Origin of the sequence: Streptomyces sp. NPDC050988, assembly GCF_044456225.1 — a bacterium.
Lineage (GTDB): Bacteria > Actinomycetota > Actinomycetes > Streptomycetales > Streptomycetaceae > Streptomyces.
In genome coordinates this window covers 79220-92320 of the sequence record NZ_JBITFQ010000010.1, presented here as the reverse complement: position 1 = coordinate 92320, position 13101 = coordinate 79220, and the positions used below count along the sequence as shown (strand labels likewise).

At 71.6% G+C, this 13101-nt stretch carries 4 protein-coding genes; 3 read left to right on the top strand and 1 reads right to left on the bottom strand.

Going from position 1 to position 13101, the window contains the following annotated elements; all coding sequences use genetic code 11:
- The first annotated feature begins 1051 nt into the window (after positions 1–1051).
- The 3 genes from ACIBEI_RS22750 to ACIBEI_RS22740 are packed head-to-tail and all read left to right on the top strand — an operon-like array spanning position 1052 to position 12006.
- Entirely contained in the window at positions 1052–9634 is an 8583-nt protein-coding gene (locus ACIBEI_RS22750) for a DNA translocase FtsK (protein ID WP_398891572.1), read from the top strand.
- 13 nt (positions 9635–9647) lie between these two features.
- Positions 9648–11756 carry a hypothetical protein gene (locus ACIBEI_RS22745; protein ID WP_398891570.1) on the top strand — a complete coding sequence of 703 codons (2109 nt, stop codon included), beginning with the start codon at positions 9648–9650 and terminating at the stop codon, positions 11754–11756.
- Between the two features lie 40 nt (positions 11757–11796).
- Complete coding sequence (locus tag ACIBEI_RS22740; protein WP_398891568.1) at positions 11797–12006, top strand: hypothetical protein; 210 nt, start codon at positions 11797–11799, stop codon at positions 12004–12006.
- Between the two features lie 68 nt (positions 12007–12074).
- Here the strand turns inward: ACIBEI_RS22740 and ACIBEI_RS22735 are convergent, their stop codons facing one another.
- A complete protein-coding gene (locus ACIBEI_RS22735; protein ID WP_398891566.1) occupies positions 12075–12956 on the bottom strand; it encodes a hypothetical protein in 882 nt (293 codons plus the stop codon).
- Positions 12957–13101 lie beyond the last annotated feature (145 nt).

Genomic DNA, 13101 nt, shown 5'->3' with positions numbered 1-13101 from the left:
CGCCGACGACGCACCGCGCGCCCTGGCACCCGACGCGGGCTGGGCATCGCAGGAAGAACCTCCCTCAGGCCTGACGCTTCCCGAACCCGTCGCGGGCTGGTCCGCAACAGACGACGCCCCCCGCGTCCTCGCACCTGAGCAGGATGCCGTGGACGCCGACGGTCCAGCCGTCCGCACCAGCGCGGACGGGGCGCCGGGAGCCGAGGACACGCCCTCGGCTCCCGGCGCTGTGGCCGAGGGGTGGGCGGCCGACGACGACGCGCCGCGCGTGTTGAACATGTCCGCGACGAAGACGACATCCCCGACCGTGCCGGGCACTGGTTGGGCGGCGAACGCGGAACCGCCGTCGGCCTTGGCCGGTCCCGACGCGGCCCCGGGCTGGTCCGCAGCGGACGATGCTCCTCGCGTTTTCGCGCCCGGGCATGACGCCGGGGAAGTAGACGGCCCCGCCGCAACGAGCAGCGCGGGTGCCGCTTGGGGTGAGGAGGACGCACCGTCGGCTCTTGGTGCTGTGGCCGAGGGGTGGGCGAGCAACGAGGACGCGCCGCGCGTGCTGGACATGTCCGCGACGGAGCCGTATTCCATGATTGCGACCGGTTCCGGCTGGACGGCGGCGGAGGATCCACCGTCAGGGTTGGCTACCCCCGCATCAGTCCCGGGTTGGTCCGCAGACGACGACGTGCCTCGCGTCCTCGCACCCGCACACAGGCCTCCGGGCGGATCCGAACGCCCCAACCCGCCAGGTCAGGACGGGCCCCTCGACACCCGCACTACAGCCCAGACGAATGGTCGTGCGGCCGCTGGGACTCCCCGCGCCGCGGCGCGCAGCCCCCGCACCACCGGCAGCCAGGGGACGGACGCGGACGCACGCGGTGACCCAGACGCACCTACCCGCTCCACCGCGCCCGGGACTGCCGGCGACGACATCCCCGAACGCAGCATCCCCTCAACTCGCCCGGCGTCACCTGACGTTGCCGCAGCAGGCACTCCGCCGAGAGAAGGGGCGCAGGGGGAGGCCCCATCCGCGCTCGGGGAACCGCCTCAGCATCCCTTGGCGGATGAGAGTGGCGAGACGCCTTTCGCCTCGGACACCGAGCTGGATGGGCAGGGCGCCGCGCCGAAGCAGCAAGCCGATGCCCACCAGGCGCAGCACACCACCCCCGTGGCCACCGGCCCCGGGGAGGGGAACGACGTGCCCTCAGCTCTGGGCCAGGAGCCGGAAGACCTCGACCACGAAGGTCACATCGCAGCTCTCATGGACGTAGCCGACCGGGCCTTCCAGTACGCGGACGAGGCAGCCAACAGGGCGCAGCGAGCCGCGGCACGGGCCTCGCTGCGGAACGAGGAGCGTCTGGAGGCGGTCATGCACGCCGCCCACGCTCACTGGCTCGACGCTGAACGTCATCACGGCGGGGCGCGGCAGGCGCACGCCGACGGAGAGAAGTCGCGACTGGAGTACCACGCGTCCCAGGTGATCAGTGCAGCGGTGGAGACCCAGCGGGCGGCTGGCGTCTCCACGACCGCGGATGCCCTGCAGGAGGTTCTCGAAGGGCTCAAGCCGGCTACAGAGCGAGCCCGGCAGGCGGCGGCGCGTGAACAGCTGGAGGCGGAACTCGCCGAGCTGAATGCGGAGCGCGACAGGGAACTGACCGCTGTGACACGTATGGACGCTGCCAACCGTGAACGGCTGCAGCACGCCCGGTGGCGTGCCGAGAGCGCGGTGCCCGAACTGGGCTGGTGGCCGGCACTCGCCGCGGACATGGCGCATGCGTACCAGGGTCGCTTGTGGCTGGACGAGACCGGCACCCCGCGTCTGCTGAAGAAGACCGCTGACGATCGCGCCCCGGCGGGGCGGAAGGTGAATGCTGAGCGGGTTGCGATGCTGCGCGCGGCCGGGTTCCTGGTGACCCGTACGGACAGTGCGACCTCGACGCCCTTGCGCCCCTCGGACATGGGGCGAGAGGCGTTGTACCTCGCGACGCTGTACCCGGAGGGGCTGCACGCGGACGAACGCGCCGCCTATGAGGCCCGGTACCAGGCGTCGCGTCGGCCGCGGATGAACAACGAGGACCGCAAGTCAGCGGCGCGGCGGCTGCCGCCGCTGGACCCCTACACGATACGGGCCGTGCGTGAGAAGCCGGTGCTGCTGGAGGACGACCACCTCCCCCAGATCAGCACGGAGGATGTCGCCCGGGATGCTGACATGGAGGAATTGGCGCAGCGGCTCTGGCGCTGGGCGGCGATGAGCCACGGCGAGAGGCCCGACGTCATCCCATCCCCGGGCACGGCTGGGGTCCAGAAGCCAGAAGCGCTGGCCGGTGAATTGGGGCGCGACGTCGGCGGCGAGCGTGCAGCTGCGGCGTCCTCGAGTGAACCGTCGCCGGCGCAGGCCCAGAACGTCCCACTGGCGGGCACAGCCTCTTCCACCACGCCTCCCGATGGGGCGAGCGAAGACACCAGCGGCCTGCCCGCCGCCGACGTGACGCCCACGCAACCCCTCACCCAGGAGCCCGGCGAGGAACCCGTCGAGCCGGAGGGATGGTCGGCCGACGCCCCCTCCGCCCTGGCAGAGGCGTCCTCGGTGGCGTCCTGGCACGATGACGAGGCTCCCGCGGCGCTCCTTGAAACGCCCGGGACGCAGGACGATCCCGCCACCGCCACCGCCACACCGCAGCCCAACGTCCGGGAACAGACCGAGCTGTTCTCCGTGCCGACACCGGCTCCGACGCCGACCCAGGAGGGCACGGCAACTGAGGCGACCGCGGCCGAGCCGGAGGCAGAACTCCCGCGCTTCTCCCAGGCGCGCAAGCAGATCCTTGACGAGATTGTGCGCGGCAACATCAGCGAAGTCGACGGCCGGTTCATGCAGCGAGTCCCCCGGCGCTCGGAGCGCCCCGTCGGCTCCCCGCAGCGCATCATCGCCGTGCTGGACGAGGGGCTGGCCGAGCGCACAGGTGAGCAGATTCAGCTCACCGAGCGCGGATTCGCCTGGTACGCCCATCACAAGTGCCCCCTGCCCGCCGTCCCCCGGGACGTCGCGACCGTCGAACAGGCACCCCTCCCGCCGATCGACTACGCGCCCCTGCATGCCCTTCCCACGATCGAGGAGAGCGGTGAGGCCCCGCAACCGCCCGCCCCGGTACCCCTGCCCGACGACTGGTACAGGAGCGGGGGGCGCCCCAGCGAGGAGAGCATCCGGGGCGCCTACGCCATGGGCGCGGAGGCCGCTGAACGAGCTGCACGTTCGACGGCCCGCGACGTCGCGAGCATGGCGGCAGGCCCCGACCACAGATCCTGGACACACCAGCATCCGCTGGCCCAGTACGACGAGAACGCCGCCGCGGCACTGGAATCCCTCGCCGATCCTGTCACCCTCACGTACGCGGCCCGCGCCGTCCGGAACCTGCGCGGCGCGCTCGAGGAGGCAGGCAAGGAGGCGGCTGACCACTACGTGCAGAACGTGCGCAGCCCGCAGTGGAAGACCGGCGAGGGCTCGCAGTCGGATGACGTCCACCGGGACCGCGTCCGCGGCATCGTCATCACCTATTGCCTCGCGGTCCGCGACCACGCCACGGCGTACGGTCTCGATACCTACTCCATCGTCAACGTGCTGGAGGACGCTGCCGGCTGGACGGGCAGGTTCCGCCCGCTGGGCAACAAGGCGGTCGAATACCCGTATCTGCCTGCGGCGGAGAACGTGGCGGAGGCCGCCCAGTACGTAGCCAACGCCCTGCGCCTGTACGCGCTGGGCAGGACCGACATGGTCGACGCCTCGGCCGACCGCCGCAGCACCTGGCGCACCGTCGAGCCCCGCCCGGTCCCCGCCCCACCCACTGCCGTCGAAGAAGCCGAGCGGCACAGCGCCGACGTCGCCTCGGCCGCCAGTGCGGGCGCCCAGGACGACCCCGCTGCCGCGCCCGCACCTGCGCAGGCGGGGGATGACGCGCCACGCGGCCCGGCGGCCGTCGGGCCGCAAGCACCGGGTGCCGACGGCGCTCCTGCGGAGGCGAGCCCGTCCGCCGATGGCGCACCGGGCGCCGAGAGCGCAACACCTGCCCCTACTGCGGCGGACGACACCACGCGCATGCAGCAGGGTGACCGTCAGGGCCCGGACCAGGACCAGGGCCAGGAACGAGGCGAGCAGGCCCGATCCGGCGCGGGCGAGCGGGCCGTGGAAGCGCCCCAGCAGATGAGCCGCGAGGACGACGGCCCAAGGATCCTCCCCGCGGCATCAGCCGTTCCGATCACGGCAGAGGGCGCCACCTCCGTGGCCGCCCCCGGTGAGCCGATCCCGGCCGTCCCCGGGCTCCGGGACGGCGACAGCGAACCGGCGGACGGGGGGCTCGGCGCCCCCGTCCCGCCGGCCGAAGCCGCACCCGCGCCCACCGGCCCGGCCGAAGACCGCCAGGAGACCAGCACCGGCCCGGACATACGGGCAGCGAAGGTTGCCGCCGACGGCAACCGGCCGCAGAACGCCCTCCCTGTTTCCCAGATCCGCCCGCAACCCCGACCGGCCGACGTACGTGAGGAGGGCACCGTGGCCACCAGTGCTCCGCCGAGCGCGGCCTCAGCCGAAGAACCCGCCGCCCCCAACCAAACCATTCCGCGCGCCCCACAGTTGGCCCCGGAGACCGCTGCACCCTACCCGGACGCGGGCGCGTACGCCGCTGCCCACGAGGCCTTGCTGGCAGAGCTCGACCAGCACGAACAGTGGCTGGTGCTCACCCCGGTAGCGGCGGAAGCAGCAACCACCCTGGCAGACACCGGCGACCTCGGCGTTCCCGGACTCGCCGCCCTGCTCGCCCTGCAGGCCGCGCTCGGCGAGAGCCCGGACGAGGACGGCCGGCGCGCGCACCTCGCGCAGCGGCTGGGCCACCACCTCCGGTGCGGGCAAATGACCATGGCGAAGATCTTCTTTGCCCGGGCCGCGCGCACCAGCAGCACGGACGTGCTGCGCGATCTGTACGAACGGGCCGCTGAGGGCCGCTTCCTCGCCTTCGGCCAGCAGACCGAGGACGGCCGACTGGAGCTCGGCCAGTACATCCCGGTCCGCGCCCAGCAGATCACTCAGCAATCCGACGGCGCGGAGGACCCTACCGAGCCGACACCCCAGGCGGCACAGGAGGCCACCACGATGGCTGCGGACCCGGACGACGAGATCCAACTGCCCGTCCTCGAACTTTCCGGCGAGGTCCCCCGCTTGACCGCCGAGGAAGCCGCTCCACGCCTGCTCGCCCGCGCCCAGACCCACCTGGCCGGCGGGCGCCCCGCCGTCGAGGCCTTCGCCCACATCCACGGCCGCCCGGTGTATGCGATGGTCCCCCCGGGCGAGCCACCCGCGCTCTACCTCGGTCTCACCCCGCCCGACACGGATGGTGACACCCGGGCCGTATCCATCAGCGAGGACGAACTGGCGGCGGTCACCGCAGAAACGCTGCTGACGGCTGTGACCGGGTGGCTGAACGGGAACGACACCGGCGCACGCCCACTCCTCGATTACGCGTCCGGCACACCGACACCCACGCCGGACACGGCAGAGCAGGAACATCCGGCCCCCGCCCCCACGCACTCGCCTGCCCCGGCGGCCACGCCCGCCGAGCCAACCAGGGCGAATGACACCGTCGCGAATCCGGGCACCCCACTAGCTTCCGCACCTGGGGCGCCTGCTGAAGGACCGGCGGCCGAGGCCACTCCGGCCGCCACGCCACCGGTGCCGGAGCCCGCTCCTGCCCAACCCTCTGACCATGAGGCCCAAGCGGCGCCTCCGGCCCGGGCGGCAGCCGCCTCCGCTCCGGAGGACTCCTCCCCGAATACGGAAGCCGACGAGCAAGCAAGGGCCGAGGACACCAGTCAGGAGACCATCGCAGCGCCGGCCGCGGATCCGAACCATGCGGCTCAGGCGGACCCCGTCGCCCAGATCACGGCACTGGTCCGCACCGCTCTGTCCGACGGCGGCGTCACGCTGGATGCCACGGCTGTGCTCACCGCCCCGCGCACCGTCACGATCACCCTGGAGACCAGCGGCACCCCCGAGCGCGACCGCGAACTCGCCGACATGCTCCGCACCGCCCTCAACAACTCGCTCCGGCAGCACCCCGAGCAGCAACTGGCCGCCTATCGCATTGACTTCGAGCACACCTCCCAGCCCGGTCAGGGCTCCCTGCCGGAGTCCACGAGCACCACGGTGGTGCCTGTCCCGCGTGACCGGCTGATCGCCGCGACCAACGCGGCAGCCAAGATCTTCGCCGAGCGGCTGCACAGCGACCCGAACGCGGAACTGGCCCGCACCTACCTGACCCAGGAGCGGGAGTTTCCCGCCGAGGTGCAGCAGAAGTGGGGTCTGGGCTACGCCCCGTCCGACCGGAGGGCGAAGCCGAAGCGCTGGGACATCCTGTGCCAGGAGCTCACGGCCCAGGGCTTCACCGAGGACGAACTCCTGCAGGCAGGACTCGCCAGGCGGAGCAGTCGCGGCACGCTCATCGACTACTTCGACGACCGCATCATGTTCCCGATCCACGACGAGAACAGAGAAATCGTTGGTTTCACCGGGCGGCGTATCGACCGTCCCGGCGAGACGGAGGAACAGGCCGAGGAACGCCAGAACAAGAAGTACTACAACACCTCGAACGACGCAGTCCTGTTCAGCAAGGGCGACCTGGTCTTCGGCCTTTACCACCCCGCCCAGACCGAGGCCCTAGCCGGGAGCAGCGGGCCGCGGGTCAGCGTCGAGGGCCCTACGGACGTGCTCGCCGTCGCCGAAGCCAGTGCCACCCTGCCCCTTGAGCAGCGGCCCGTGGTTGGCGCCCCGATGGGCACCGCGTTCACCGAACGCCAGCTCACGGTCCTGCGGGGACTCGACACCGACAACCCGCGCCCTCACATCGCGTTCCTGGACGCGGACGACAGCGGCCGCAAGGTGCTGCTTGACAAGTGGAACCTGCTGGTGAGGGCCGCCGGCCCGACGACGGTGACCACCGCCCCGGACGCCAAGGACGCGGCGAAGCTCTGGAAAGAGGGCATCAAGGCTGACGGCGACGGCGCCGCGCCCGTGCTGCGCGCCCTGGAACAGGGCAAGCCACTCCTCGATGCCGCCGTTGAAGCGGTCCTGCTGAAGCACGCGGACGAAAGCGAGCGCGCCAACCACGCCTTCGACTCCATCAAGGACTTCCCGCGTAGCCGGTTCATCGCCGCCGAGGCCGCGCGCTACATCCACCAGGCGGTGCAGGTCCAAGCGCCCGGCGACACGGCCGCGCTCGAGCAGGCCGCGCTCACCTGGGCGAAGCGGCTCGATCAAGAGTGGGGCATCCGCGGGTTCATGACCGCCACCGCGGTGCTGCTCGGGCCGGGCGAGCACCACGAGGACCACGAGAACGAGGTCTACGAGCAGGCCCTGGACCTGCTCGCAGCCGACCCCGAGGGGTACTTCGCGAACGACTCCCACGTCCGCAGCCGCCAATCCGCCTCCGAGGCACGGGCCATGACGGCATCCGGCGCAGAAGCCGCAGCTGCCCGGCGGCCCGGGCAATGGCCCGCGGGGACACGCGCGAGCGGCCCCATGGCCTCCACCAGTGAGCCCGCCGGCGAACCGGCCCCCAAATCCGGGGAACTGGTGCTGAGCATGGTCCTGCCCTCGCCGGTCGACGGGCAGCCGGTCGAGCACACCGACCGCACCACCGCGGCGTACGCCCTGCACACGGCCGTGCACGAACGCCTCGGCCAGCACACCACCGAGAGCCCCGAACCCGACCGGCTCCCGCAGCCCTTGAAGCTGGGCACCGTCTACGGCGTCGATCTGAGTACGTCAGGGGACGACCAGACCAGCGAGGACCCCACCGTGGTGGTGTGGCTGGGCTCCGCCCGGTCCGACTCATTGCGCATGTCCTACAGCCGCTTCGTCGCGATGACCGGCCCCGAACTCCTGGCCGCCATCGAATGGCGGGCCGCCCAGGCCGCCGGACGGCTCGGCGCCCCCCTGAGCCCGACCTGGCGCACGGCGGTGCGCAGCATCCTCCCACCGCAGTTCCCCGCCCAGCCGACCCCCGCCCAGCTCGCCGACCTCCTCGACACCATCGCCCAGGGCCCCGACGGGACCAAGAACCGAATCCGGCGCCGCGCCGAGCAGGCGGTAGCCCTGTACACCGCAGGACACCCGGACCTGGCTCTCAATGTCCTCGCCGCCGACGACCACATCTGGGTCCTGGGCAACGACGGCTCCTGGATCCAGGAAGAGGCCGTCGACACCGAACTGAGCTGGGAGGAACTCGACAACGGATTCAGCCAGGAAGCAGCCGAGCTCGAGAACATCGCCCAGGCCGCCACCGCCCTCCCGCCCGCCGACGGGACGCCGATGGCGGCCGACCTCACCGTCGCCCACCACAGCGCGCACGAAGCCCTCGCCGCGCTCCGCCCCTACTCCATCGGCCTGCCCGGCACCCTCTACGAGAAGATCACCGACCTCGTGGCCCAGATGGACGCCGGCGAGCCCGCGATGCGCCGGCTGCACGGGCCCGGCGGCGAGCAGCTGATGAACCGGGCCAAGACGTCCTTCGTCCGCATCCTCGAAGGCCTGGCCACCGTCGCCTCCAAGATCCGGCTCACCGGCCTGAGCAACCGCCTGGAACGCACCGTCGCCCGCCTGCGCGGCCAGGACCTGGACACGCTGCCCACCCCGCGCGCCGTGCGGGGCGACCGGCGCATGCAGGACCTCGCCCACATCGAGCGCGACCTCGAGCGCCGCATGGCATCGCCCACCACCGCGCTCGGCGAACGCGGTGAACTCCAAGAGCAGTGGATCATCAACCGGGCCCGCTGGCGCGCCCGCTACGAACAACTGCACGGCCAGCCCCCGGGAACGGACTTCCTGCCCGACAACGGCCTTGTCGCAGGCGCCCCACCCGTCCCGAACCTGATCGCCGCACACGACCTGCTGCTGGACCGACTCGCCGCCCGCGTCGCCGAACTACGCGACACCGACCCGCACACCGGCGAAGACGCCAACCCCTACGAGCCCACCGCCGACCTCCTCAACGGCGTGGCCTGGGCCTACCAGCAGCGCCTGATCGGGATCGTGCCCACCGGAGACGACCCGCAAGGCCCCATTCCACCGGCCCAGTTGCGGCAGGCCGCCCTGATGGTCACCTCCCACCAGAACGCCTCGCCGCTCACGCTGAGGCGCACCATGAACGTCACCGCCGAGCGGGCCGACCGCCTCCTGCACCGCCTGGAGGAGCAGCAGATCCTCGGCCCCTACCGGGCCGATGCACCGCGCACCGTCCTGGCCCGCACCGCTGACATCGACACCCTCCTCGCCCGGCCCGTCACCCCACCCAGCCCCCGCACCCCACCTGCCGCACCTGCCCCCGCGCCCACCGCCAAGAGCCCCGCTGCCGACGCTGCGGAACCTAAGGGAGCGGACGCCGACGAACTCGATACGGCCCGGATCCAAGAGATCGTCAACAAGATCCTCGCCGACAAACAAACGCGCAGCGAGACACACGGCGAGCCGGACCCTGCCGACGGCGCCGCGCCCGCACCCCGCGTGCGCAAGAACCTGCGCAAGACCGCGCACACGGAAGCCGAGGACAACGCCCTCGCCGCAGGTCAGTCCACCTCACTCGCACAAAGCCAGTCCTGACGCGGAGATCGTGATGACGACACCGACCCCAGTCCAGACCGAACCGACACCGCCCATACCGAAGTTGTCCGCCGACGTGACCGCGGGCATGAACGCGGAAGCACTCGAACGCTACGCGCGCTTGGTGAATCTTCAGCGCGGCATGCTCCGTGCCCGGGCACTGGATGCCGCCGATGCTCCCCCCGAGGCGGGCCCCCGCGATCTGGCCGGCCTCGACGCCGCGATGACCACCGCGCAGAACAACCAGGCCTACTACTTCAGCCACCCCGACTGGCATGCCATCGGTAACATCCGTCAGCAGGTCGACGACGTCCTGGCACGCCTGAACGAACAGGCGGAGCTCACCCCCCAGACGGCGATCCAAGCCGCCAAAATCACCTCCCTGGCCGCGAGCCTCATCGCCCGCCATGCCGCCAAGGTCGGCGCCCACCTCGACAAGTGGGAGCAGCGCAGCACACCGGGCGGGCAGGCCATGCGGACCCTCACCCGTGTCGCCGAGGACCACGCGGCCCGGGCTTCCGGGCTCGACTCCGTACAGGCCCTGGACAGTCCGCGTCTGATGATGGCGCATGTCCACAAGCTCAACAGGGAGTTGCGCAGGGCCGAGCCGGACGACCCGGAGACGGACCTGGGTCTGGACGACGTGGACGACCCGGAGCTGGAGAGCGCGCTGTCCACCGGAGCCAAGGCCGACCCGGAGCTGGCCGAGGCATCCCAGCTGATGACCGCCCTGACCGAGATGGCAGGCCGGGCCCGCCGGGCCGGACACCGCCTCACCCTCGACGTGCGCCTGCACGGCATGGTGGAGACCGCTCAGCTCCGCGGCTTCGAGATGATCTCGGGGATCGCGCGGGCCGTCATGCGGCGCTACGACGACCAGGGACAGGGCACCTCCGGGCGCCGCAACATCGCCGCCATGGTCTTCCACTACGCAGAGCAGCGTCTGGAGCGCATGCGCGGCTCCCTCGGCGCGGAGGAGCAGCGGGACTTCGGCCACTACGAGGCGCAGCCGCCCGAGCGGTACATGGACACTCTCTTCGAGGAGTCGCGTACCGTGGGTCAAGAACTGCGCGCGAAGAATCTGCGGCCTCAGGACCGCCCGGAGCTGCAGATCCGCTTCCTTCTCGCTCAGAAGGAGATCGCCGCTGCGGGAGCCGATGGAGACCAGGAGTGGGGCACCCAGGCGGTCTTTCCTCCCAGCGATTTCGTAGCCGGCCTGCAGACCGACAAGCCGGTCGAGACCCGCCTCGCGCTCATCAAGGCGCTGCGCCGCCAGGTGGACAACAACCCCTTCGACCGCAACGCCCAGTTCCTCAACAAGGTCGCCGACCGCCTCGCCCAGGAGATCGCCGGGCCGCCCGAGCTCACCGCTCAGGCCCTGGAAGCGGAGCTCAGCGCCGACCAGGTCCGCGCGGTGGCCGCGCACGTGGTCGAGCAGGGCACGGTTGCCTCGCCGCTCGTGCTGAGTGAGACCGCCGAGCTGAAACTCACCCACGCGCAGGCGGAGCGGGCCCTGACCGTGCTCCAGACCCTCAATGTGGTCGGCCCGCCCAACGGTCTCAAGCCGCGCGAGACCCTCACCGGCTCCCGCAACGATCTGCCCGGCCAGCTGGAGTTGCTCGAGCAGCGCCTGCCGAACCTGCTCGAAATGCAGGAGGGCGCCGCGGCCATCTCCGTATCTTCGGCGCCCGAGGCACAGGCCCCGGCGGTACAGCCCGATGCTGCCGCACCCGCACCCGCACCCGCACCCGCACCGGCAGTCACGGCGCCGGAGCAGGGACTGGCACCGGACGCACCCGCGCCGCCCGCGCCCGCCGAGCCGGCCACGGCGCCGGAGCTGCCGCGCCGGGACCGCTCCGCCGAGCGCCGCCACCCGGGCAACCTGAGCGCCCAGCCCGCTCCCGCGGCGGAGACCCCGGGCGACCAAGAGCTCGCCAAGCTGTTCGAGGGCCAGGAGGACCGGCTTCTGGAAGTGAGCCAGAAGCTGAAAGCCGGGACCGAGGCCCGGGCCGCCGCCCATCCGGCACCCGCCGAGGCCGCGCCTGCCAAGTCCACCACCGTGGACGAGGCGCAGCAGAACGCCCAGCAGGCCCAGCCGACCGTCGGCGTCGGCGTGCGCTGACGCCGACCGGCGCACAACACCACCGGAGAGGACGCACCGAATGCAAGACGAACGGCTCGAGGAGTTCCGGCGGCAGTCCAGGCTGCGCGAGCAGGAAGAAGAACGCCGCAGGAGGAAGGCCGAGTCGGAGCTTCGGCTGCAGCAGCAAGTAGACCAAGCCCAGGACGAGGCGCGCCTGGCCGAGGCGCCTCCCGCAGAGGACCAGCACTACGCGCAGCTGCCCCGCCACTCCTACACCGGCATCCGCTGACAGGGGGCGGCCGGGCAGAACCAGCCGTGGTTCTGCCCGGCCGCCCCCGCGGCCCGTGTTGCCACAGATCAGGCGCGGCCCTGCGACCCCACCCGCACCCAGTGAGCGATGCCCTCATAAGCGTCCAGAATCCGCACGTCGTGCGGGCCAAGCTGCTCGCGCAGATCCTTGGCAAGCTGCTCGTACAGCGCGATCGCCGCGCGGGGATATCCGTTCTTCCCCGTCAGGGCAGCCACCGCCATCCACTGCTCAATGACCTCCGGGTGGCTGGTGGAATCGTGCTGGGACAGCAGCTCCTCCAGACACTGCCGTGCGGCCCGGAGGTCGTCCTCGCTGCCGGACGTCGCTGCAATCTCTGCCTCACCCTCACGGGCGATTTCCACCGGCACGGCCCCGGGGCGGTCCGGGAGCGGGCCGCCCACCGCCGGCTCGCCGGCACCGATCACGGAGCGAGGAGCATCTGTGACCTCGCCCAAGTCGAATGCCGAGCCTGCGGCGATGACGGCTTGAATGCCCTCGACCTCGCTCAGCAGCTGCGTCAGACGGTCGATGACCGGCCCTTCGCGGCGAAGACACCGGACCGTCACACCAGGCCAGTCATCCACGGGAGCGAAGGCCACCTGCGCCGGAGCGCCATCGGCACCGGTGTGGACCACCAGCGGCGACAGGCCCAGGGGCTGGGCACGCAGGAACCGCCGCGCGGCGTCCTCGACGGCCGGCCACCAAGTGGCCCGCTCCGTACGCCGTGGGGCCAACGCCTCGTCCTCCAGCACGCTGGCGTCTGCGAAGACGAGCCGGGGCCAGTAGCGGACCGACTCCCGGGCTTCGTACTGATCGAACCAGACCTGGGTCACCGCGCCGTGCAGCGCGTTGGCATCCAGGACTCCGGTGTCCATACGCAGCGCGGTACACACCGCCTGCAGGAAGTGCGCCGCTGGATCCTGAGCCATGAGAGTTCACCTTTCAAGAGTTGGGAAACAGAAACACGCCCCACACGGGGCCCTGTGCAACAAGGACCCCGTCATGACGTCAACCGAGTCAGCGCCGCCGCTGGGGGAGCGGTCCCGGTATCCATGGGGTGACGGTGGTGGTGCT

What these genes read in the sequence shown, in the direction of transcription:
- ACIBEI_RS22745 (WP_398891570.1), top strand. Translation starts at nt 9,648, where the DNA reads ATGACGACACCGACCCCAGTCCAGACCGAACCGACACCGCCCATACCG.
- ACIBEI_RS22740 (WP_398891568.1), top strand. Translation starts at nt 11,797, where the DNA reads ATGCAAGACGAACGGCTCGAGGAGTTCCGGCGGCAGTCCAGGCTGCGC.
- ACIBEI_RS22735 (WP_398891566.1), bottom strand. Translation starts at nt 12,956, where the DNA reads ATGGCTCAGGATCCAGCGGCGCACTTCCTGCAGGCGGTGTGTACCGCG.